Below are 21,676 nucleotides of genomic sequence, written 5' to 3'. Positions count from 1 at the left end.
CGCTCAATTTTTCCATCAACTGATCATGAAGCTCGCCTCCACCATTGTCATTCTCGGCAGTCTGCTGACTGCCGGTTCCATTCAGGCCAAATGGTCGCGAATTCCGATCATCAAGGAAAAGCCGATTAACACGATCAGCGGCCCTGGAAGCAATGCATCGCTCGACAGCTCGTCTGGCTTTGGTCATGCGGATTCAATTCTTTCCAGCGACATCACTGCTTCATCCACGGTCTCCGCCGGGAAAAGCTTTCTGCTGATCAACCTCGGCAAGCCAGTGTTGATTTCATCCTCCTCGTTTGTGAACGACGGCATTGAAGGGCGGGCAACCCTTTCGGCAAGCGCTGACAAAAACGGCTGGGCGGTTCTCGAAGAGAAGGTCTTTTCCGCAGCTGATCGCACGGTGGAGTTTAAATTTGCCGGGATGCAGGCCAAGTATGTCAAACTTGAACTGGCTCTATCCAAAGGTGGGATTATCCGCAACCTTCAGTTCTTTGGTGCTGCGACCGACAAGGGTTACGCCGTCAAGCAGTCTGCTGATGGCAAAGAGGGCAAGCCTATGGATCTGATCAATGGCCTTGGCGGTGCGCGCGTTGTGTATGCAGCGCCGAAACCTGCAAACGGCTTGGATACCGCCATCACCTACAACCAGTTTGCCTTCCCCGAGTCTGATGAAAAATATCGTACCGTCATCTATGACTTCGGTCAGCTGCGCATTCTGAACGAGTTTGCCTCGGTTCATTCGCCGCGTCCGGTGCGCTTCGAGGTGTTCGCATTCGACAATCTTCCTGAAAAAGAAGACTGGCGTGGTCGCATGGCCTTTGATCCAAGCGATTTTAACAACGCTCAACCAGTGGCTGTTGCTGAGGATACACGGGGCACGGGAAATCTGAAGGCCAAGCCTGCCAAGGCGGTCAAAACACGCTACTTGGCAATGCGCTGGGAGCCGGAGTTCAACCCGCCTGACTTCCAGTGCTATGCTGGGGCCGAAGGCATGGGCGTAGTTGCAACGACCAATACCATCATCGTCACCAATTCTGATGGCACTAAATCGGTGATTACAGTGACGGTGGGCGATGCACACTCTGCTGGTGCAGGTGATAGCAAAGTGACTCCAGCGAATGCTGCTCAACAAATCGCTCAAGGCCAAGCAGCCAGCAGTGATACGACCGTGATCACTGTGGCTACTTATGCACTAGGTGTTGACCCCACAGCGCCTGGTGCAACCCCTGAGCGTACAACCACCACGACTGGAACATCGACCGTAAGTGTTTCTACGAGCGGAAACACGACAACGACCACTAGTACGACGAAGGTTGTGGACAGCTCAGGGAATATCGTCACCACAACGATCAAAGAGACTAATACTGGCGGTGTTATTACGACGGAGGTGGGGCAGACCACGACCACGACAGATGCTAATGGTCAGACGACTACCACCGCCAACACTGACGTTACCGGCGGCACCAACTCCACGACCACCACCACCACGGGTACGAGCGGTGATGGCAACCTTGCAGGCGGTAACACGCCTTCTCCTGCTACAGTAACACCTGGCACACCTGCATCGTCAGGTGGAACTCAGGTTAACATTACCTCGCCGTAATCGGAGTTGCACTTCCTTCAACCCCGCGCTGGCTTGCGAGCCAGTGCGGGATTTTTTTTTACAGGCTGGTTCGGCCTGTCGAGTTAATCGTCAGCCGAACTCAGGCTTTGGCCACGCACTTCGGGCATAGGCCGTAGAACTCCAGCTCGTGGTAGAGCTTCTGAAAGCCGGATTCTTTCTCGATCTGCTTCTCCAGGGCTTCCACCGGGCACGCGATGTCCAGCCGCTGGATGCGGCCGCATTGGGTGCAGATGAGGTAATCGTCATGATGACCGGGCTGAAGGATGGTGTAATACGCGCTGCGGTCATGCAGGCCCAGCCGCCGGATGAGCCCCAGCTCCTCCAGCTTGACCAGCACCCGGTAAACCGTGGCCTTGTCTGCGCCGCTGGTGAGATCAGGTGACTCTGCGATGTCCGCCAGTGACAGCGGCTGATGGGAATGGACGAGGATGAAAAGGACGTTCTCCAGTGCTTTGGTGCGCCGGAGACCGGCTTCACGCGCGCGCTCCATCATCGTGGCCGCCAGTTCGCGCGCAGAATCTGCATTATGATGCTGACAGGTGGCGGAATGGTGGTGGTGGAGCATCGCTTTCGGGGTAGGCGGATTTAGGGAGCTGACATGGCCTGCTTTTTCTGCTGAAACAACCATTCATGCAGATCAGCACGAGGATATACGATGCCGGTGATGCCGTGGCCGGCTCCTTCCAGTTCGGTGTATTTCATCCGTTCGCCACCCGCCTGCTTCACGGCTGCCACAATGGCCCGTGAACGCTCGACGGGCACCATGTCATCTTTGTCGCCATGGAAGACCCAGAAGGGGATGGGTTTCAAAATCTCTGCGCTTTTGACATCGCCCCCGCCGCAGAGCGGGACACAGGCAGCAAAGACCCCAGGATACTTCGCCGCGATGCTGAAGGTGCCGAAACCGCCCATGGAGGAACCCGTGAAATAGAGACGGTCTGCATCAATGGGGAGGTGCTCCGTGAGATCGGCGATGAGCGCCAGCAGGTTGTCCACCACCTGGTTTTTCCAACCGATGTCGGCGGACGGGCACTGCGGGGCCAGTAGAAAACAGGGCTGCTTGGCCAGATTCTCATCACTGGTCCAAACTTTGGGGGCGCCTCCGAGCTGAGATTCATTGTCGGTGCCGCTCTGGCCTGAGCCATGCAGCCAGATGACGAGGGGGTAGCGCTTGGTGCCATCCAGTGAGGGGCTGCCCCAGAGCTGGTAGTTGAGGCCCTGCTTGGAAACGCCTTTCACAAACTGACCGGTGACCTTTTCTGCGTAGGCTCCTTCCTTCAATCCTGCATCACGACGCTTCTCGCGCAGCAGGCTGCGGATGTAGTCCTGATCTTCCTTGGAGAGCTTGTCCAGCGCCAGACGGTACTGGTTGAAGTCGGTGCTGCGGCGGATTTTGACCTCCTTGTCGGAGAACTCGACAAGGTTGCCCATGAACTTCGATTTGCCGTCGCTGGAAGTCCATTGCCGTGGCGGGTCGGCAGCCTGCGCCCCGGCGAGGACCAGACCCAGGGCGAGAAAGCGAAGGAACACGTTCATGCCGCATGCTAAGCCGCACGCATCTGTGACGGCAAGCACTTTGCATGGCGGGCGGCACCTCAGGGCGTGATGCGTGCCCCGGCTTTCTTCATCTCCTCGACGAGCTTTTTGGAAGCATCGTCAATGGCATTCCCGTCGATGAAAATCTGGCAGTACGGTGCCCATTCACGCGGGCCGTCGTTGTCCTTTTTCCACATGCGGTGCAGGGGCGTGAGGTCGGTGATCTGGTTGTTTTCGAGAAAGAGGAACTGCAGCTCCGTCAGCGGCTCCAAAGGGGAGATGTCCTTCACGCCATTGCCTTTGAGTGAGAGCATGGACAGCCACTTCATGCCGCCGATGCCGACGATGTTGTTCACCTGATTGCCTTCGAGATACAGCGTCCACACCTTGGGCAGCTTGAACAACGCCGTGGCGTCTTTGATCTGATTGTTCGCGAGGTAGAGGGAAGTAAGGGACTGAATGCCTCCGAGTGCGGAGACGTCCGTCACCTTGTTGCCGGTGAGCTCGATGTATTGCAGCGCCTTGCACGCGGCCAGCGGCGTGATGTCGCTGATCTGGTTGTTGGAGACATCGAGGAACTGCAGGCGCTCCAGACCTTTGATCGGCGCGAGGTTGGTGATCTGGTTTTCCGGCAGAGTCAGGGATGCCAGGGATTTGCATTTTTCGAGGCCAGTCAGGTCCTTGATGCCTGCCTTCTTGCCTTCAATGATGGAGACAGTCGCCACATCTTCCGCAGTGATCACTTCCTGGTTGTCACGCTTTGCGAACACCTGCTTTCGCACTGCGGCTTCGAGCGCCTTGTCAGGGAAAATGGCCACGGGCTTGGGTGCCGGTGGCTTGGCAGCGGCGGGAGCAGGTGTGGCTGGAGGAGTAGCGGGCTTTGCAGGCGGCGCGGCGGGTTTGGCTGGAGGGGTGGCTGGCTTGGCGGGGGCAGGAGTGGTTGCAACCGGGGCTGGGGCAGGTTTCGCAGGGGCTGCCGCAGGTTTGGTTTCTGGCTTGGCCGGAGGAGTGGCTGGCGCAGGCTTGGGCTCCACCTTGGCTGGAACTGCGGGGGCGGGCTTCGTCTCTGCCTTGGGGGCCGCCGCCGGTGAGGCGGGTGCCGGTGCTGGCTTGGTGTCTTGAGCGTGAAGACTGAGGGCGAACAGCGCGGGGAGGACGAGTCGAAGTTTCATGGCTGGGGGAATGTTAAGGCCATGATACGTAGAACGCAGGTTGCATGTTCAGCAAAAATCGCCTCTCTCTTGCCTTCATGGTCAACGTTATTGTCATCCTCGAGATCGATCCGCTGAAGATCGATGAGTTCCTCGCTGTCATCCTCGAAAACGCCGCCGCTTCGCGTTTGGAGCCGGGCTGCCTTCGCTTTGAAGTCAGCCGGGACAACGAGCAGTCCAATCTCTTCGCGCTGAGCGAAAGCTACGTGGATCAGGCCGCCTTTGATCTGCACTACACCACCCCGCATGTCGCCAAATGGCGTGCACACGGCCCCGGCTTTGTGCTCAAGCGCTGGGCGGTCAAAGGCCCGGTCTATTAAGCGCCCGGCTTCAGGATCTGCCTTGCTGAGGTAGATTCGACGTCACAGATGGCGTGCAAGAGGCTAGCAGTGCGCGATGAAACGCCTTGTTATTCTTTTGGGTCTTTGCCTGGGTCTGGTTTGGATGGTCGCTTGTTCCCACAAGACTGATCCTGAACATCCTTTTGAAGCAGTGGCCGGTTACGGATACTTCATGCAGTATGTCAAACCGGTGCTCGAAACCCACTGCCTGGCCTGTCATCGCGGCAGCCATCCTCCTGCCGGACTGACGCTGGTCCAGCGCAGCGGTCTTTATGCTCCGCGCAGATATGGACGTGCGTTCGTCGTCCCTGGAGATCCCAACGCCAGCAGGCTGCTTACGGCTGTGGCAGAGGGCGGAAACCACCCTGGCTTGTACCATGGCGGCCCCATGCTCGCCGGGTCGGAGGTGGACATCCTGTATGAGTGGATCGAGGACGGCGCGTACTGGCCGGATAACCCAGCAGGCTTTCTTCAGCCACGAGTGGTCATTCCGAGCCAGAAGGGGCTGCTTGAGCGGTGATGCCTACTTGATACCGATCACCATCGAATCCGGGCCCACCAGATGCTCCACGCGGCATTGGGTGAAACCTGCCTCCTGCATCCAGCTGATGCAATCAGCTCCGGTGTAATCAAAACCGCCCGGTGTTTCGATCAGCATGTTCAGGCTCATGAGCAGGCCGAAGGCATTCTCCTTGCGTGCATCGTCAATGATGGAGTCATACACCACCACAGCGCCGCCGGTGGGCAGCGCGGCATAGGCCTTTTGCAGCAGCATGCGCTTCGTTGCCAGATCCCAGTCATGCAGGATGTGGCCAAAGAGCAGCACGTCCGCCTTGGGCAGTTCATCCGTGAAGAAGCTGCCGCCTGCAAAGCGCACGCGGGCATCCAGACCGTTTGAGGCGATGTAATCATCGAAGATGGGGCCCACTTCGGGCAGATCAAAACCGATCCCTTGCAGATGCGGCTGTGCGAGAGTGATCTGCGTCACCAGATCTCCCTGCGCGGTGCCGATGTCTGCACAGCTCCGATACTCACCCCATGGAAACTTCTGCGCGATTGCCATATTGGCACCACGGCTCACGCCTGACATGGCACGCAGAAATTCGCGCAGCTTGGCCGGATCGGCATAGAGCGCCGTGAAGGGATCCTGCCCGCCTTTGGATTCGTTTTGTGATTCACCGGTGCGCACGGCTGCTGTGAGGCTGCCCCAGAACGGATAGAGGCGATGGTTAGCCATCTCCAAAATGCCGCCGATGTAGGAAGGCTTGGACTTGTCCAAAAACAGCTCGGTTTCCGGTGTGTTGCGGTAGATGCCAACGTCTCCGCGCTGGAGAAAGCCGAGCGCCACCAACGCATCCAGAAAATCACGCGCTCCACGCGGATGCAGTCCCAACCGGCCTTGCAGCGTGGCGAGATCACCCGGGTGCTTGGCGAGTTCCGTGAAAGTTTCCATCTCCACTGCGCTGAGCAGAGTCTTGGAGCTCCAGAAGGCGAGACCGGTGTGCAGGATGTGATCAGGGGTCAGATTCATGACTTGGATGAGTTCGTGCGATTGTGGCAGAAGGTGCAGAATCGTCATCAAAGATTTTGCCGAGTGTCCTGCTGTTCATTGGCTTTACAAAATGGCGGCAATTTATTCATCGCGTTTGTTGATGCGGCTCCTATCATCGGCCTCATGAAATCACTCTTGGTTGTCCTTGGTGTTGTTGCTGTGATCGTCTTTACCGTCATGGCCGGGTACAACGGTCTTGTTTCGGGCAATCAGGCTGTCGATGGACAGTGGGCGCAGGTGCAGAATGTGTATCAGCGCCGAGCCGACCTGATCCCGAATTTGGTGAAGACCGTGGAAAGTGCGGCGAATTTCGAAAAAAGCACACTCACAGAGATCACCCAAGCTCGTGCATCCGTCGGCAAGGTTCAGCCCGGCACAGCCCCCACCGATCCGGCGCAGTTTGAAGCGTTCGAGAAAGCTCAGGGCGCCCTCAGCGGAGCACTGAGCAGGTTGCTCGTGGTGGTGGAGCGTTATCCCGACCTCAAGGCGAATGCGGGCTTCCAAGCCCTGCAATCGCAGCTGGAAGGCACGGAGAACCGCATCGCTGTGGAACGCGGTCGCTTCAATGAAGTGGTGCAGAGCTACAACACGAAAATTAAGAGCATCCCAGCGGTGTTTTACGCCGCTGCGCTCGGCTTCAAAGAACGCCCCTACTTTCAGGCGAAAGCGGGTGCTGAGGAGCCGCCCAAAGTGGATTTTAAATTCGGTGGCAGCGCTGCCCCCAAACAGCCGTGAATAGACTGGCCTCATCTTGGCTCGGCCCGCTGCGGCTCGCGGCCGTCATGCTGGTGCTTGCCGTCACGGCGGTGCTGGCTGCTGAACAGCTGCCGGAAAAGCCCGCGCGATTTTTCAATGATTCCACGGGCCTCGTGGATCATGGCGTGGCCGACCAGTTAAACGAGCTTCTGGCGCAATATGAGCGTGAAAGCTCAAATCAACTGCTCGTGGCCATCTATTCCCGCATGCTCACCGATTCGAGCCTGGAGGACTACTGCACACGTACTTTTGAGAAATGGGGAGTGGGCCGTGCTGATCGTGACAATGGCGCGGTACTGTTCGTCTTCATTGAAGATCACAAGATGCGCATTCAGACCGGCTACGGCCTGGAAGCCAGCCTGACCGATGCGGAGTGTTTTCGCATCATCGAGGGCATGAAGCCGTTTTTTCGTAAACAAGATTACACCGGCGGTGCCAGCTTCGCGGTGGCCGGAATGATCGAGGCGACGAAGGGCGAGTACCAAGGCACTGGCAAAACCTTGGCCGAGTCACATGGCGATCCACAGGTGTGGGTGCTGGTCCTTTTCTTGGCCTTCATCCTGTTCAGCATCGGCCTTTATTTTTATTTTCGAATTCGTGGTGACCATCTCTATGACGCGAAGGGGCGGCGTCGCGTGCAGAGTGGTCAACCTTGGTACAATTGGAACTGGAGCAGCAGCGGAAGCTGGAGCAGTGGTGGTGGAGGATGGAGTAGCGGAAGCGGGGCTGGAGGAAGTAGCGGCGGCTCCTCATTTTCCGGGGGTGGTGGCAGCACCGGCGGAGGCGGTGCCAGCGGAGGATGGTAACCATGAACGCGAACCAATTCATCGCCACGATTGCGGATCAGCAGGTGATTCAGGCGATTCAATCTGCCGAAGCGCAAACCAGCGGAGAACTGCGCGTTTTTGTGACGGACAAGTTCGTTGAGGATCCGGTTTCAGAGGCGTGGAAAACCTTCGCGCGTCTGAACATGCAAGACACAGCGCAACGAAACGCCGTTCTCATCTTCGTGGGCCCCAAGGCGCGGAAGTTTGCGATCGTGGCCGATGAGGGCATCCACCACTTCTGCAAAGAGGCATTCTGGAATCAGCTCGCGCATCAGCTGTCCGAGGGCTTCAAGGCGGGCGATTACACCGGTTCGCTCGTGCGCCTGATTGAAGAAATTGGTCGTGCGCTTGCGGCGCATTTTCCTCGTTTGGAAGCCGATGCGAACGAACTGCCGAACGAAGTGCTCCGGGATTGAGGTGGGCTATTTGACCTCGAGTCCGGCTTTCATTTGATCCACCAGCGGCTGGAGAAGTCTGGTCAGAGGAGCCAGTGCATCGGCCAGTTCACTCTCCGCTGCATCCCAACCAAGGCAAAGCGATGCACCCTGCACCTGCAGTTCGAGACCACGATGGTAGTGCAGGCTGTCGCAGGCGCGCACGCCGGGATTCAGCGGGATTTTCAGCGCGTTGAAAGTATCCTCGATCTGAGAGGCGAGAGCCTCCGGCAGTTCAAGCTGATGCCAGACGGTGATCGGCGACTCCGGCATGTCATGGGTGTAAAAAATCACCCGCTGATCACTGTCTTCCAGCCTGGCAAACACATGAAAGCGGCGCCCCTCCTCGCTTTCAGCGAAGCACTCGCTGTAAATAAAAAGTGCGGCATGGGGAATGGAGGGAGGCGTCATTGGGACGAGTGTGAGGCAGCCAGACAGTGATGCAACTGGAACCCCAGCTCATCAGGGAATGGATCACGCCCTATTTCCCCACCGCACGCTTCAGAGCATGCTGCGCTTTGTTGAAGTCAGTCACGGCCATGACGCGGCTCTGGCGCGCACGGGTTAGTTCTTCACGTGCGAGGAGATATTCGAGAACGACGCCCACCTGGCTGGCCTGGCGTTCTTTGGCCAGCTTGGTCATCTCTTCCGCCGCCGCCACGGCTTCGTCGTTGATCTTGATCTGATCATTCGCGGACTGGGCACGGGTGGCGGCTTCGACAACTTCACGCCCCACGGCGGCTTTGACCTGGCTGGTTTGCAGCGAAGCGCTTTCTTCACGGGCATCTGCCAGCTTTTGACGCTGACGGTCAAACAAACCGCCGGGGCCGATCTTCCAGCCCACGCCGAGGTAGTAGTCCTGCTGGCTGCCAAAGTTGCCCCATTGGTTGCCGACGTTGGGCCCGCCGCCCAGTCCGCCTGCGGTGTAACCCGCCTGCACGCTCGGGATCAAGGGGGCTACACGGGCGCGATCCTTTTCTGCATCCATTGAACTGTGAATGGCCTGCGCGGCATGAATCTCGGGCCGGTGCTGCTGCGCGAGCGAGATCATGGTGGCAACGCCTTTGCCAGACATCATTTTCACTGGAACGAGATCCGCTTTCGCAGGACGCAGAACGGCATCCGGAGTGAGGCGGAGAATTTCAGCGAGTCGCGCTACCGCGAGATCGCGTTGCTCTTCGCCCTGACGAATTGCCAGCTTCGCGCGGCTGATCTGCGATTTGACGCGCAGCAGGTCGGCGCGGAAGGCGGTGCCTGCGGTGACAGCACCATCAAGCTGCTTGCCATAATCTTCCGTGAGCTGCAGGTCGTCTTCGATGATGGTGAGCATGGCCTCGGCGGCGAGCAGGTCGTAGTAGCGTTCCACGGACTGCGTTACGATGTCGATGCGTGCTTTCTCAGCGAGGTGCTCGGCGGCGAGTGCGCGTTGTTTCGCGGCGAGTGCGGAATAGTAAATGTCTCCGGGCGACCAGTCGATCATGGCACCGGTGCCGACATTGTACTGCTGCTTGTTCGCATTGAAGACATTGCCTGCAATGTCCTGCAAGCGCCCTTCATGACCACGATACCCTGCGCCCAGACTCAAGGTGGGCCAGAAACGCTTCCAGGCCTGCTTCGACTCCGCCACCGCTTCATCATGCTTGGCACGCGCGAGTTGGATCTCATCATTGTTGGCACCCGCGAGACGCATGACGGTGCGAAGATCGACGAAGGCGGGTTCGGCGTGGACGAGTGTCGCGATGAAAAGAAAAGAAAGGAAGAGTTTCATGGCTTCGCGATGGTGACAGGTTGCTTGTCGGTGAGCAGCGTGGTGCCGGGCAGCAGGATCACGTCGTCTGCTGTGAGATCAGGAATCTCGACATTCGTGCCGTCATTGAAGCCGGGCTTGACCGCAGTCTTCATGGCCTTGCCATCGACATGCTTGAAGACAAAGGCGTTGGTCTTTTCCATGACGAGTCCAGCGACGGGAATGAGTGTGGCCTTGTCGTGTTTTTCGACGGCGATCTTTGCCATCGCATACATGCCGGGGCGGAGCTTGAGCTCGGCGTTCTTCAAATCGGCTTCGGCGAGCATGGTGCGGGTGGCGGGATCGAGCGCATAGGCGATGCGGGAGATGCTGGCTTCGACGGGCGCGGGGCCGCAGGCATCGATCTGGGCTTTCACGGGTTTGCCGACGGCGACGAGCCCGGCTTCCATTTCAGTGACGGGGATCTGGAGGCGCAGCGTACTGGCATCGACGATCTCGACGACCTTGCCGGTGTGGGCGTTGACCAGTGCTCCGACATCCGCATGGCGTGCAGTGATGATGCCATCGAACGGAGCTTTGATTTCCGCAAAGGCGAGCATGGTGGTGACGCGGTCCATGCCAGCTTTGGCGATGGCCAGCTTGGCGTCTGCATCCTCAACCGATTGCGGCAGCACGATGTCAGGTGATTTGGCGCGGGCTTCGTGCATGCGCTTGGATTCAAGGCTGGCGGCGGCGACTTCGGCTTTGCTCTTGGCGAGGTCGGCCTGGAGTTCCGGCACTTCGAGTTTGGCGATCACCTGACCCGCTTTGACGGCATCGCCTTTATCAACGCTGATGGTGGCGATGTAGCCGGTGACTTTGGCGTAAAGCATCGCCTGCTGAAATGGCGCGAGCGTGGCAGGCAAGGCGACCCAGCGATGGATGGTGCCGGTGGTGGGCTTGGCGACTGGCAGCTCCACGGCGAGAGCGGTGGACGCGAGAAAGAGGAGAATCAGGAAGCGCATGGAGGAAAGGGAAATGGGTGTGGTGATCACTCGGGATCGGTGGGTTCCAAAGAAGCGGTTTTGGCAGTCTTGCTCGCGAGCAGTGCATACACGGCTGGCAGCACGAGCAGTGTCGCCACGGTGGCGAGTGCGAGGCCGCCGATGGTGGCGATGGCGAGCGGGCTGGTCTGTGAGCGGGCGAGAGCCATGGGTATCATGCCAGCGATCATGGCGAGGGTGGTCATGAGGATGGGACGCAGGCGTGTGGTGGCGCTTTCCAGCGCGGCGTCGCGTTTGCTGAGGCCGGTGAGCTGGGCGCGATGGGCGAAGGTGACGAGGAGGATGGCATTGGCGACGGCGACACCGACGGACATGATGGCACCCATGAAACTCTGCAGGTTCAAGGTAGTGCCGGTGATCATGAGAGCGAGCACCACACCGAGCAGCGCGGCGGGAATGGTGGTGAGCACCATGAGGGCAAGGCGCACGCTTTGGAAATTGGCAACGAGGAGCAGGAAGATCGTCACGATGGCGATGAGCAGACCCGTCTGCAGGCCGCTTTGGAGCTCCTTGAGCGGCGGCACCTGACCGCGCAGCGTGACACTGACACCAGCGGGCGCAGGATTGGCAGCGATGACTTTTTCGACCTGCTTGGCAATGACGCCGAGCGGCTGGTCATGAAGATTCGCAGTGATGGAAACGGTGCGGGCCATGTTGTAGCGGTCATACTGGCCGATGACGCTGCCTTCGCTGATCTTGGCGATATTGCGCAGAGGGACCGGTGGTCTGTTCTGCGCGGTGACGGGCAGATTGCGCAGGTCTTCGAGACCTTTCATCAGCGTCTGCGGCACCTGGACTTGCAGCGAGTAGCTGACGCCCGTTTTGGTGTCGGCCCAGAAGTTTGGCACGGTGAAGCGGCTGCTGGCAGTCGCGGCCACGAGGCTGCGGGTGGCATCGCTCATCTTCACACCGAGCAGACCGGCGCGTTCGCGGTCGATCTGCACATCGACACTGGGATAGTCGAGTGTCTGGCTGAACTGCACATCGCGGAGGTCCTTGAGTTCAGCGAGCTTCGTTTTAAGCAGTTCCGCATGCGCACGGCTGGCGGCGAAATCCTTGCCGCTGACAGCCACTTCGATGGGCGTGGGCGAACCGAGGGCCATGACACGTGAAACGATGTCGGCAGGCTCAAAGGAGAACTGCACCTGCGGGAATTCGGCGGCGAGGCGTGCACGCAGTTTCTCACGCAGCGGAGAGACGGCCACACCGCTGCCGTCCTTGAGCTGGATTTGCAGGATGGCTTCCTCGGGGCCGCTGTTCCACTGATGGATGAGATTGACGGGATAGTTCGGCGCATGCACGCCGACGAGGCCCATGCTGATGGAGACTTTGTCGGGCCCGGTTTCTTCACCGATGATCGCCAGCGTGCGCAGGGCGATCTGCTCGGTGGTTTCAAGCCGCGTGGCGGTGGGCGCACGCAGACGGAGCTGGAGCTGCCCGGCATCGATCTGCGGGAAGATCTCCGTGCCGATGAAGGGAAGCAGGATGCTGATGCCGAAGATCACGCCACCGAGGTAGGCGGGAACGAGGATGTGGCGGAGGGCTATGCTAGGTTTGAACAGTAGTGCGAGCCTCTGGCTTGCGGCTGCCAGTGCAACCGGGACGGTTGCGCTATTGGGGACGCTGCGGTGCCACCAGATGTTCAGGATCGGCACGAGTGTGCTGGAGAGCAGATACGAGGCGATCATGCTGAAGCCCACGGCGAGGGACAGCGGCAGGAAGAGCGCCTTGGCGGCACCCGTCATGAAGAAGCTCGGCACGAAGACGGCGAGAACACACAGCATGGAAAGCGAGCGCGGGCCGATGGTTTCTTCGGAAGCGTCCAAAACAAGCCGGGCAAGCGAACGGCCTCCGCCCTGTTTCAGGTGGCGATGGATGTTTTCGATTTCCACGGTGGCTTCATCCACCAAAATACCGACGGCGAGCGCGAGGCCGCCCAAGGTCATGAGATTGATCGTGTAGCCGCCGATCCACAGCGCGAGCACCGCCGCTGCGATGGCGAGGGGGATGTTTAGGACGACGATGAATGCGCTGCGCAGATCCCGCAGGAAAATGAGCACCATCAGGCCGGTGAGCGCGGCACCGAGGATGCCTTCTTTGACGAGGTCGCGGATGGCGCGGATGATCCAGGGGCTTTGATCAAACTCAAAGGTGACGTTGATGTCCTCAGGGCAGGCGGCTTTGAACTTGGGCAGGTTTTGTTTCACCAGTTCGACGACGCTGAGCGTGGAGGCATCGCTGCGTTTGGTGACGGGCATGTACACGGTGCGCTTGCCGTTCACCATGGCGATGCTGTACATCATGTCGCTGCCGTCGCTGACTTCGCCGATGTCGCGCACATAGACCGCACCCTGGTCGGTGACTTTCACCGGCACAGCGGCGAGGTCCTGAATGTTTTTGACGATGGCGTTCGAGGGGACGATGGGGAAGCTGTTGGGCAGCGCGAGATTGCCGCTGGGGCTGATGGTGTTGGCCGCAGTCATCGCCGCCACGATGTCATCGGGCGAGAGGCCGTAGGCGCGGAGGCGGTCCGGCTTCACATTGATCAAAATGGTGCGCGCACTACCGCCAAACGGTGGTGGTGCCGAAACACCGGGCAGCGTGGCAAAGAGCGGGCGCACCATGTTGAGCGCGGCATCCTGCATCTGGCCGACGGTGCGGTTGGGGTTCTCCGTGGAGAAGACGAGATTGCCCACCGGCACGCTGCCTGCATCAAAGCGGGTGACAAAGGCACCCGGTGTGCCGAGCGGCATGAAGGAGCGCGCACGGTTCACATAAGCGATCGTTTCCGAGAGCGCGGCGGACATGTCCGTGCCGGGATGAAACTGCAGCTTCATGATCGAAGCGCCCTGGATGTTCTTGGACTCCACGTGCTCAATGCCGGCGATGTAGAGGAAATGGTACTCGTAGTAGTAGGTCAGGTAGCCCTCCATCTGCAGCGGGTCCATTCCACCATAGGGCTGCGCGACGTAGATGGTCGGAATGCCCAGCGTTGGGAAGACATCGCGAGCCATCTTTTCCTTGGCCTGCCACGCGCCGAGCAGGATCGCCACGACGATGACGATGACGGTCCAGGGATGGCGAAGGGCGAAGCGGGGAAGGGACATGAGGGAAAATGACGAATAGCTGAAAAAGGGGGCTGGTAACTGGCCGGGAGGTCAGGTTCTATCAAGCAACGACACTTAACAGACTAGCCTGTTGTTGTACTTGGTGGCAAACATATAGGGCGGTTTGTCAGGAACACATCCGGTACGATGCACCTTGCGGGTGCAGTGTGAAGGTAGGAAGGTCAGCGCATGAGACACTCTGAAAATCATCGTGCACATCGCATCGGCTGGCTGCGTGCCGCAGTCCTCGGGGCCAATGATGGCATTGTTTCCACGGCGAGTTTGATTGTGGGTGTGGCGGCGGCGGAGTCGAGCCAGAGCAATGTGCTGGTCGCGGGCATTGCTGGATTGGTCGCAGGAGCGATGTCGATGGCGGCGGGTGAGTATGTGTCGGTGAGCTCCCAATCCGATACCGAGAACGCTGACATGGCGCGTGAGCGCAGGGAACTGGCCGAGGATGGTGACAATGAACACGCTGAACTTGCGGCGATCTATGTGAGCCGTGGCCTTGAGCCGGAACTGGCCGGGCAAGTGGCGAAGCAGTTGATGAAGAAGGATGCACTTGGCGCGCATGCCCGCGATGAACTGGGTATTTCTGACACGCTGACCGCTCGTCCTGTGCAGGCGGCGTTTGCCTCGGCGGCTACCTTTGCCGTGGGGGCCGCCCTGCCGTTGGTATTGGTCGTGGTGGTGCCCGCTTCCGTACTCGTATGGACGGTGTCGCTGAGCTCGTTGCTGTTCCTGGCACTGCTGGGGGCATTGGCGGCTCGTGCGGGTGGTTCGCCCGTTTGGAAGTCCGCCTGGCGTGTCACATTCTGGGGAGCTTTGGCGATGGGGCTGACGGCGGGTGTGGGCGCGTTGTTTGGTGCGGTGGTTTAAGCGCGGATGATTTCGGTCAGGCGAAAGCGAGTTGTTTGACGAAACCGATGAGCGCGCAAGCCCCGATCACGGGCATAAGGCCGATCTTGAAGCGTTGCATGGCGATGAAGGCGGCAATGGCAAGCACGGCGATGAAGGCATCAAAGCCACCGCTGGGGGGCCACAGCGCGTGGGTGGTGAACTTCACGCCGAGATTGAGAATCACACCGACGACAGCGGCGGTGATGGCCGTGAGCGCGGCGCTTAGCCGGGGCTGCTCGCCGAGTTTTTCAATGTGAGGAGCACCGAGGAAGATGAAGAGGAAGCAGGGAATGAAGGTGACCCAGGTGGTGATGAGTGCACCAACCGTGGCTCCGGCGAAAGGTGTCAGAGCACCCGGATGCTGCCATCCGCCGACGAAGCCGACAAACTGCAGCACCATGATGAGCGGGCCGGGCGTGGTCTCGGCAAGTGCGAGTCCACTCATCATCTGCGGATGCGAAAGCCAGCCATAGTTTTCCACGGCCTGCTGCGCGACATAGGGCAGCACAGCATACGCGCCACCAAAGGTGACGAGCGCGGCCTTGCTGAAAAACAGGCCCTGCTGTGCCTGCGTGCTGCCCCAGCCGAGCCAGCCTGCTATGGCGAAGACAGGTAGCCACCAGAGAGTGAGGCACAGGGCCGTGATGGTGAAGGTGCGTGTCCAACTGGCCTTGGGCGTAGGCGGCAGCGCGATGGCCGGTGCGCTGTCTTTGGCGGCACCGTGGCCTTTGCCTGCGGGAAACTGTTTCGGCAGCAAGCGGTTGCCAACATATCCTAACACGGCAGCACCGAGCACGATGAGGACGAAGGAGATCTGGAAGAAGTAGATGGCGGCAAAACTCAGCGCGGCCACGAACCAGAGCGTGGGGCTTTTGAGCGCCTTTTTTCCAATGCGCAGCACCGCCTCTGCCACCACGGCGATGACGGCAGCGAGCAGGCCGTGGAAAATAGCAGCGAGCCACGGCAGATGCCCGCCTGCCATGTAGAGCCAGCTCAGACCGAAGAGGATGAAGACGGACGGCAGGACAAACAAAGCCCCTGCTGCGATGCCACCCTTCGCGCCATGCAAGCGCCAGCCGAGATAAGTGGCGAGCTGCTGGGCCTCGGGCCCGGGCAGCAGCATGCAGAAGTTCAGCGCGTGCAGGAAGTGGGCGTCACTGATCCAGCGGCGCTTGTCGACGAGCTCCTTGTGCATGATGGCGATCTGCCCGGCAGGACCACCGAAGCTGATGCAGCCGAGTTTGAACCAGTAGCGCAGGGCCTGGCCAAAGGTGGGCATGGAAGGAGGTGTTTCATCGCTGCTCATCAGCGCCTCCATGCCTGAGGTCGCCATTATGATCAACCAAGGAAGATTTGCCTCAGGCAGCGGCGTGGGGGCATTTTCAGCGTGGCCGCTCCAGCCGTCAGAGCAGTACGTTGTTTTCGGGTTGCAGCTTCGGGGGCAGCTTCTCTTCGCCAAGGATCTCGCGGACATCGATCTCGATGTTGCGGCAGATGGTGGAAATGGGGGTGTCGTTGATGGCGTTGTCGAATGGGTTTTCGCTGAACTCGCCGGTCTGCTCCATGGTGTAGAAGACCCAGGAGATGAGGACCGAAAAGGGAATGGTGAGCCAGACGCCGGGCCCGCCCACAATGGCGCTGAGATCCTTCAGCAGGCCAAAGGGGAGCAGCAGGATGAAGATGTGCACGAAGATATGGCTGGAGATGCTGTACTGGCGGAAGAGCGGGGTCGTCTTGATGCGCTCGCACCCGCCCTGAAGATTGTGGAACTCATCGACGCGGCGCATGAGTTCGATGTGCTCGAAGGCATCGAGCGTGCCCTCACGCTTCAGCCGCGCAAGGTGCTCGGCATGGACCTTGAGGAGCATGCAGGCGGGATTGTTGAGACTCTTGAGGTGGTCGAAGTAAACCATCTTGTCGTGCTCCCCGAGGATGCGCTCGAGACCTTTCCCGAACTCCTCAAGCTCACGGCGCTCGCCGGCGAAGGTCTTGTGGAGGTTTTGCTTGCTGGTGGCCCAGGGGATGGTGCGGCGCAGTTGCAGGCGGAGGATGTTGATGAAGGCGAGGTGGCGGTAGGCGGCCTCGCGCACTTCATCGGAGTCGGCGGGAAGACTGGCCTTCAGGTGGGCGACGAAGCTGCGAGAGGCATTGGTGATGCCACCCCACAGGCGGCGGGCCTCCCACAAGCGATCGAAAGCCTGGTTGTTCTTGAAGCCGACGAAGAACGCCACGGCGGTGCCGATGGTGCCGATAGGCAGGAAGGGAATGGCAATCCAGCGCATTCCCGCGAAACGATAGAGGACAACCGCCAAAGTGCTGATGAGCAGGGACTCGATGAGATTTCGACGTGCGAAGTGCCAGAGCAGGATCAAACGGAAGTCTTTGCCGACGTACATGGTGTGCTGATTCGATTTGGGAAATGAAGCTGAAGGAGGCCAGTTCAAAGCACTCTGCATGCCAGGCAGGGCTTTGGTGAATGACGCGGTCTATACGCTGGCAGACGCGTGCTGCGCGATCAGTTTTTTGCGGCATTCATGTTGTCGGAGATGGCATGGTGCAGCGCATCCACCTTCCAGAAGGAGGGCAGGATCACGCGGCTGATGAGCTTCAGGGCCACGTTCGAGTCCAACGTAGTCCTCAAAAGCTTTGGATGTTCAAGCCACGACTGATGAAACCTACCTCAAATAGATGAACTCATTGCTCATCATCAGCGCCTGGCAAAGCAGCGCCCATGCCTCTTGCTCGCGCTTCGTGGAGTCCTGCTGGGTGGAATTGAGCGAGGCATCGGCGGCGGTGAGATAGTTCTCAGCACGGCGCAGATCTTCGGCGGTGGCTTCACGGGCGAAGGCGAGGCGATAGGCGGCGCGGAGGCGTGCCTCCTTGTCGGTGGAGAGTTTGAACAGGCGTGTGGCGAAGCTCTTGGCAGCGTCGGTGGCGAGGTCGCTGTTCATGAGGAGCAGCGCCTGCGGGGAGACGACGGAGCTGTAGCGCAGGCCGGTGCTGGTGGAGGGATCGGGATAGTCGAACTGCTGGAAGAGATCGTAGAGATTGTTGCGGATGATCGGCATGTAGAGCGCACGCCGCGTGCTGCCGTAGGAGGTGAAATCCTTGGAAGTGTGATTGAAGACAAATTCACGATTGCGGCGCGGGATGGTCTTGCCGCCGATGGTGATGTCGAGACTGCCAGCGACTTCCAGCAGGGCATCGCGGATTTCTTCGGCTTCGAGACGGCGCACGGGGAAGTGGTGCAGCAGGAGGTCTTCGGGATCAGCCGCGTAACCTTGCGCTGAAGTGGCGGAGCTCTGCTGATACGTGCGCGAGCTCATGATGAGGCGGTGCATGTCCTTGAGGCTCCAGCCATTGCTGGTGAACCAGTGGGCCAGCCAGTCGAGCAGGGCAGGATGCGTGGGCTGCTGGCCGAGGAGTCCAAAGTTGTCCGTGGTGGAGACGATGCCCTGACGGAAATGCCAGGACCAGATGCGGTTGGCCATGACGCGTGAAGTGAGCGGATGCTCGGGGCTGGCGAGCCAGCGGGCGAGTTCAAGGCGGCCGCTTTGATTGGCGGGGAACTGAGGCTTGGTGGTGAGTGATGCCTGGGCGACCTGGACGAAGCCGCGTGGCACAGGCTTGCCGAGCGCGAGGTGGCTGCCGCGAATGTGGATGGGCAGCTCTTTGACGATCTTTGGAGCCTCAGACACGGCGAGGGTGGTGGGCAGGTCGGGGAGATTGCTTTCCGTGGTCATCATCGTGTCCTTCAGGGCGCGCACTTTTTCAGCGACGTCTTTGGGGAAGAGAATGATGGGCTCGGGTGGCAGGGCGAGGAAGCCTGCGGGTGCATCCAAGGCGGCACGCGCCTGATGCAGCAGCGAATCCTCGGCTGCGTCTTTGGGTTCTGCTTTGGCGTCCGCCTTGGGCTTCGCTTTCGGAGAAAGAGCGATCTTTTCTGCAGCGGCGAAGATGGCGGTGTAGTAGCCGCGCAGGGATGAGACATCGCTGTGTTTTTCCACGGCATCCTGCCAGGGCTTGAAGAAGGGCAGCGTTTCGTTGGCGGCGAGGTACACGCGGCAGTTGAGCAGGATATGCGGGCGCAGGCCAAGCGGCTCCGCCACCGGTCGCACCTGACTCAGGGTGGGAGCCTCGGGCAGCTTGGCGGCGGCCATGAGGTAATCGACGGCGTGCTCACGCACTTCTTTGCGCAGTGCAGTGATGGCGGCGCTTTCGGCTTTGGAGACGGCGGCTCTTTGATCTTTGAGGATGCGTTCGGAAGATTTGACGGCGGCAAAGTCATCGAGCGAGCCCATGGGCGCTTCATACGCCGTGCTTAGCGCGCCGATGCGGTCCACGCTGAAGCTTTGCGTGCTCTTGAAGATGGCGGCGAGTGAGTAGTAGTCAGCGGTCGGGACGGGGTCGAACTTGTGATCATGACAGCGTGCGCAGCCGAGGGTGAGGCCCATGAAGGCACGGCCCATGACATCAATCTGCTCATCAATGACATCCATGGTGAGCTTCTCCTTGTCTGGCTCGGCGAGGACTTTGGCACCGAGATTGAGAAAGGCGGTGGCAGTGACGTGCTCGTGGCGGTCGGAAAGGTCTTTTGATTCGAGGAGATCTCCGGCGATCTGTTCGGTGAGGAATTGATCGAAAGGTTTGTCGGCGTTGATCGCTTTCACCACATAATCGCGGTAACGCCATGCGGTACCGAGCGCGATGTTTTCATCGAGACCGTTGGAGTCCGAGTAGCGTGCCACGTCCAGCCAGTGGCGGCCCCATTTTTCGCCGTATTGAGGAGAGCGCAGCAGGCGGTCCACCACTTTGGCAAAGGCGTCGGGGGTGTTGTCAGCGAGGAAGGCTTCCACTTCCTGCGGAGTGGGAGGCAGGCCGGTGAGATCGAAGGTGGCGCGGCGGATCAGCGTGCGTTTGTCAGCGGGTGCCGCGAGTGTGAGTCCTTTTTCAGCGAGTTTTTCGCTGATAAAAGCGTCGATGGGATTGGAGGCGTCTGCTTTGGGGACGGGCGGCGCCACAATCGGGCGGAAGGCCCAGTGCTTGGCGCCCTCTTTAAGATCAATGACACGCGGCGCGGCGTGTTTGGTGCTGGCGACGGCAGCGCGCGGATCTGGCGCGCCCATTTTCACCCACTCTTCCAGCGTCTTCACTTCCGCCGCAGGCATGGCGCCTTTGGGCGGCATCTGCAGGTCCTGGTTTTGGTAGCGGATGGACTCGATGATGTGGCTCTTGTCGGGATTGCCCGCGACGAGGGCCGGGCCGTTGTCGCCGCCTTTGAGAATGGCGTCGCGGGAATCAATGAAAAGGCCGCCCTTGCTCTTGCCGGATTCGACGGAGTGGCACTCGTAGCAGCGCTTGATGAGGATGGGGCGGACGTTCTTTTCAAAGAACGCGATCTTCGCGTCATCCGCAGGCGCGGACACCGCGGCGCTGCCGATGGGCAGCGTCAAAAGCAGGGCGATGGAGAAAGCGGCCTTCATGAGACAGCAAAAGTACGGCCAGAAAACAGCGCTTCTTGCCGTGGGATTGACTTCGTCTAGTTTGCGGGATGTCTCCTGTCCTCCAAACCTTGGCCGACCTCGTCCGCATCAACAGCATCAACAGCTCCTATGAGGGCGGTCCCGGAGAGGGGGAGGCGGCGGCCTACGTGCGGCGTTTCTTTGAGGAGCGCGGCATGGAAGTGTGGGAGCAGGAGGTGTTTCCGGGGCGCAACAATGTGATCGCGCGTGTGCCGGGGCGCGACTCCTCGCGGCGCATCGTCTTCGAGGCGCACATGGACACAGTGTCGATCAAAGGCATGACGATTGATCCCTTCGATCCGGTGGTGCGCGATGGGAAGCTTTACGGTCGCGGCTCGGTGGATGACAAGGCGGGGCTGGCGGCGATGATGCACGCGGTGGCGGACATTCACGCCAGCGGTGAAGCACCGCCCTGCGAGTTGTGGCTGGCCGCCGTGGTGGATGAGGAGTATTCGTTTCGCGGCGTGGTCAAACTTTGCGAAGGCCTCAAGGCCGATGCCGCCGTGGTGGCGGAGCCGACGGAGTTCAAATGCGTGATCGCGAGCAAGGGCGTGCTGCGCTGGCGCATCCGCACGAAAGGAAAAGCAGCGCACAGCTCAAAGCCGCACCTGGGCATCAACGCGATCACCGCGATGTCGCGCATCGTACTGGCCTTGAATGAGGACCATGAGCACATGCAGCTGACCCAGCATCCGCTGCTCGGGCCGGGCACCTGCAACGTGGGCGTGATCCATGGCGGCGTGCAGGTGAACTTCGTGCCGGATGAGGCAGTGATCGAGATCGACCGCCGTCTGCTGCCTGGCGAGGAGGTGCCGGACGTGCTGGCGCATTATCAGGTACTGCTGGATGCGCTGATGAAACGGCACCCGGACGTGCTGGCAGAAATGGAAACACCGATGCTGCAGGACTGGCCGTTTCAGACGGACGAAAACGCACCGGTGGTGGAACTCGCACGCGCTCTGCTCGGTGAGATGGGACGCGAGAATAGCGTCAGCGGCGTGCCCTTCGGCAGCGATGCGAGCAAGTTCTCACGCATGGGCATTCCCACGATCCTGTTTGGCCCCGGCAGCATTGAT

19 protein-coding genes are annotated in these 21,676 nt (G+C 59.9%); 8 read left to right on the top strand and 11 right to left on the bottom strand.

From position 1 onward, the window contains the following. The first annotated feature begins 25 nt into the window (after positions 1–25). The gene (locus tag ACIREA_RS04240; RefSeq protein ID WP_397380880.1) at positions 26–1,603 is read left to right on the top strand and encodes a hypothetical protein; all 1,578 of its coding nucleotides are present in this window, start codon (positions 26–28) and stop codon (positions 1,601–1,603) included. Positions 1,604–1,703: 100 nt separating this feature from the next. On the opposite strand, the gene ACIREA_RS04235 is transcribed toward ACIREA_RS04240, so the two are convergent. From ACIREA_RS04235 to ACIREA_RS04225, 3 genes are read right to left on the bottom strand one after another with little or no spacing between them, the layout of a single operon-like run. Then, the gene (locus tag ACIREA_RS04235; RefSeq protein WP_397380878.1) at positions 1,704–2,189 is read right to left on the bottom strand and encodes a Fur family transcriptional regulator; all 486 of its coding nucleotides are present in this window, start codon (positions 2,187–2,189) and stop codon (positions 1,704–1,706) included. 20 nt (positions 2,190–2,209) lie between these two features. Further along, on the bottom strand, positions 2,210–3,160 hold the full coding sequence (locus ACIREA_RS04230) for a prolyl oligopeptidase family serine peptidase (protein WP_397380876.1): 951 nt from the start codon (positions 3,158–3,160) through the stop codon (positions 2,210–2,212). Between the two features lie 59 nt (positions 3,161–3,219). Next, a complete protein-coding gene (locus tag ACIREA_RS04225) occupies positions 3,220–4,332 on the bottom strand; it encodes a leucine-rich repeat domain-containing protein (protein WP_397380874.1) in 1,113 nt (370 codons plus the stop codon). A gap of 44 nt (positions 4,333–4,376) precedes the next feature. On the opposite strand from ACIREA_RS04225, the gene ACIREA_RS04220 reads away from it, so the two are divergent. Then, complete coding sequence (locus tag ACIREA_RS04220) at positions 4,377–4,691, top strand: putative quinol monooxygenase (protein WP_397380872.1); 315 nt, start codon at positions 4,377–4,379, stop codon at positions 4,689–4,691. 76 nt (positions 4,692–4,767) lie between these two features. Further along, positions 4,768–5,232: a c-type cytochrome domain-containing protein gene (locus ACIREA_RS04215; protein ID WP_397380870.1), complete on the top strand. Its 465-nt coding sequence runs from the start codon at positions 4,768–4,770 to the stop codon at positions 5,230–5,232. Positions 5,233–5,235: 3 nt separating this feature from the next. Here the strand turns inward: ACIREA_RS04215 and ACIREA_RS04210 are convergent, their stop codons facing one another. Continuing rightward, positions 5,236–6,243: a methyltransferase gene (locus tag ACIREA_RS04210; RefSeq protein WP_397380868.1), complete on the bottom strand. Its 1,008-nt coding sequence runs from the start codon at positions 6,241–6,243 to the stop codon at positions 5,236–5,238. 144 nt (positions 6,244–6,387) lie between these two features. Here ACIREA_RS04210 and ACIREA_RS04205 point away from each other — a divergent pair, with 144 nt between their 5' ends. From ACIREA_RS04205 to ACIREA_RS04195, 3 genes are read left to right on the top strand one after another with little or no spacing between them, the layout of a single operon-like run. Further along, a complete protein-coding gene (locus tag ACIREA_RS04205; RefSeq protein ID WP_397380866.1) occupies positions 6,388–6,999 on the top strand; it encodes a LemA family protein in 612 nt (203 codons plus the stop codon). Further along, on the top strand, positions 6,996–7,826 hold the full coding sequence (locus tag ACIREA_RS04200; RefSeq protein ID WP_397380864.1) for a TPM domain-containing protein: 831 nt from the start codon (positions 6,996–6,998) through the stop codon (positions 7,824–7,826). Before ACIREA_RS04205 ends, ACIREA_RS04200 begins: the two co-directional genes overlap by 4 nt. Positions 7,827–7,828: 2 nt before the next feature. After that, positions 7,829–8,263: a TPM domain-containing protein gene (locus ACIREA_RS04195; RefSeq protein WP_397380862.1), complete on the top strand. Its 435-nt coding sequence runs from the start codon at positions 7,829–7,831 to the stop codon at positions 8,261–8,263. Positions 8,264–8,269: 6 nt separating this feature from the next. Here ACIREA_RS04195 and ACIREA_RS04190 read toward each other — a convergent pair whose 3' ends face one another. From ACIREA_RS04190 to ACIREA_RS04175, 4 genes are all read right to left on the bottom strand, one after another. Then, positions 8,270–8,692 carry a hypothetical protein gene (locus tag ACIREA_RS04190; protein WP_397380860.1) on the bottom strand — a complete coding sequence of 141 codons (423 nt, stop codon included), beginning with the start codon at positions 8,690–8,692 and terminating at the stop codon, positions 8,270–8,272. Positions 8,693–8,762: 70 nt separating this feature from the next. After that, positions 8,763–10,049, bottom strand: a complete 1,287-nt coding sequence (locus ACIREA_RS04185) for a TolC family protein (protein WP_397380859.1) — start codon at positions 10,047–10,049, stop codon at positions 8,763–8,765. Next, positions 10,046–11,062 carry an efflux RND transporter periplasmic adaptor subunit gene (locus ACIREA_RS04180; protein WP_397380857.1) on the bottom strand — a complete coding sequence of 339 codons (1,017 nt, stop codon included), beginning with the start codon at positions 11,060–11,062 and terminating at the stop codon, positions 10,046–10,048. Before ACIREA_RS04180 ends, ACIREA_RS04185 begins: the two co-directional genes overlap by 4 nt. After that, positions 11,059–14,178 (bottom strand): efflux RND transporter permease subunit, encoded by a 3,120-nt coding sequence (locus ACIREA_RS04175; RefSeq protein WP_397380855.1) that lies wholly within the window; start codon positions 14,176–14,178, stop codon positions 11,059–11,061. The genes ACIREA_RS04180 and ACIREA_RS04175 overlap by 4 nt, the downstream gene beginning before the upstream one ends. Before the next feature lie 189 nt (positions 14,179–14,367). Between ACIREA_RS04175 and ACIREA_RS04170 the strand changes: the two genes are divergently transcribed. After that, positions 14,368–15,057: a VIT family protein gene (locus tag ACIREA_RS04170; RefSeq protein WP_397380853.1), complete on the top strand. Its 690-nt coding sequence runs from the start codon at positions 14,368–14,370 to the stop codon at positions 15,055–15,057. 16 nt (positions 15,058–15,073) lie between these two features. On the opposite strand, the gene chrA is transcribed toward ACIREA_RS04170, so the two are convergent. The 3 genes from chrA to ACIREA_RS04155 all read right to left on the bottom strand — a co-directional run bounded on the left by chrA (position 15,074) and on the right by ACIREA_RS04155 (position 20,561). Next, positions 15,074–16,411, bottom strand: coding sequence for a chromate efflux transporter (gene chrA / locus ACIREA_RS04165; RefSeq protein WP_397380851.1), 1,338 nt, complete (start codon positions 16,409–16,411; stop codon positions 15,074–15,076). A gap of 70 nt (positions 16,412–16,481) precedes the next feature. Continuing rightward, the gene (locus tag ACIREA_RS04160; RefSeq protein WP_397380849.1) at positions 16,482–17,474 is read right to left on the bottom strand and encodes a bestrophin family protein; all 993 of its coding nucleotides are present in this window, start codon (positions 17,472–17,474) and stop codon (positions 16,482–16,484) included. 279 nt (positions 17,475–17,753) lie between these two features. Then, a complete protein-coding gene (locus tag ACIREA_RS04155; RefSeq protein WP_397380847.1) occupies positions 17,754–20,561 on the bottom strand; it encodes a PSD1 and planctomycete cytochrome C domain-containing protein in 2,808 nt (935 codons plus the stop codon). A 68-nt stretch (positions 20,562–20,629) separates the two neighbouring features. On the opposite strand from ACIREA_RS04155, the gene ACIREA_RS04150 reads away from it, so the two are divergent. Continuing rightward, positions 20,630–21,676, top strand: a 1,047-nt coding sequence (locus ACIREA_RS04150; protein WP_397380845.1) for a M20 family metallopeptidase, incomplete at its 3' end; no start/stop codon positions are given.

Origin of the sequence: Prosthecobacter sp., assembly GCF_044373815.1 — a bacterium.
GTDB lineage: Bacteria > Verrucomicrobiota > Verrucomicrobiia > Verrucomicrobiales > Verrucomicrobiaceae > Prosthecobacter.
Note: the sequence above shows the minus strand (reverse complement) of the source record. Positions and strands in the feature narration are given on the sequence as shown.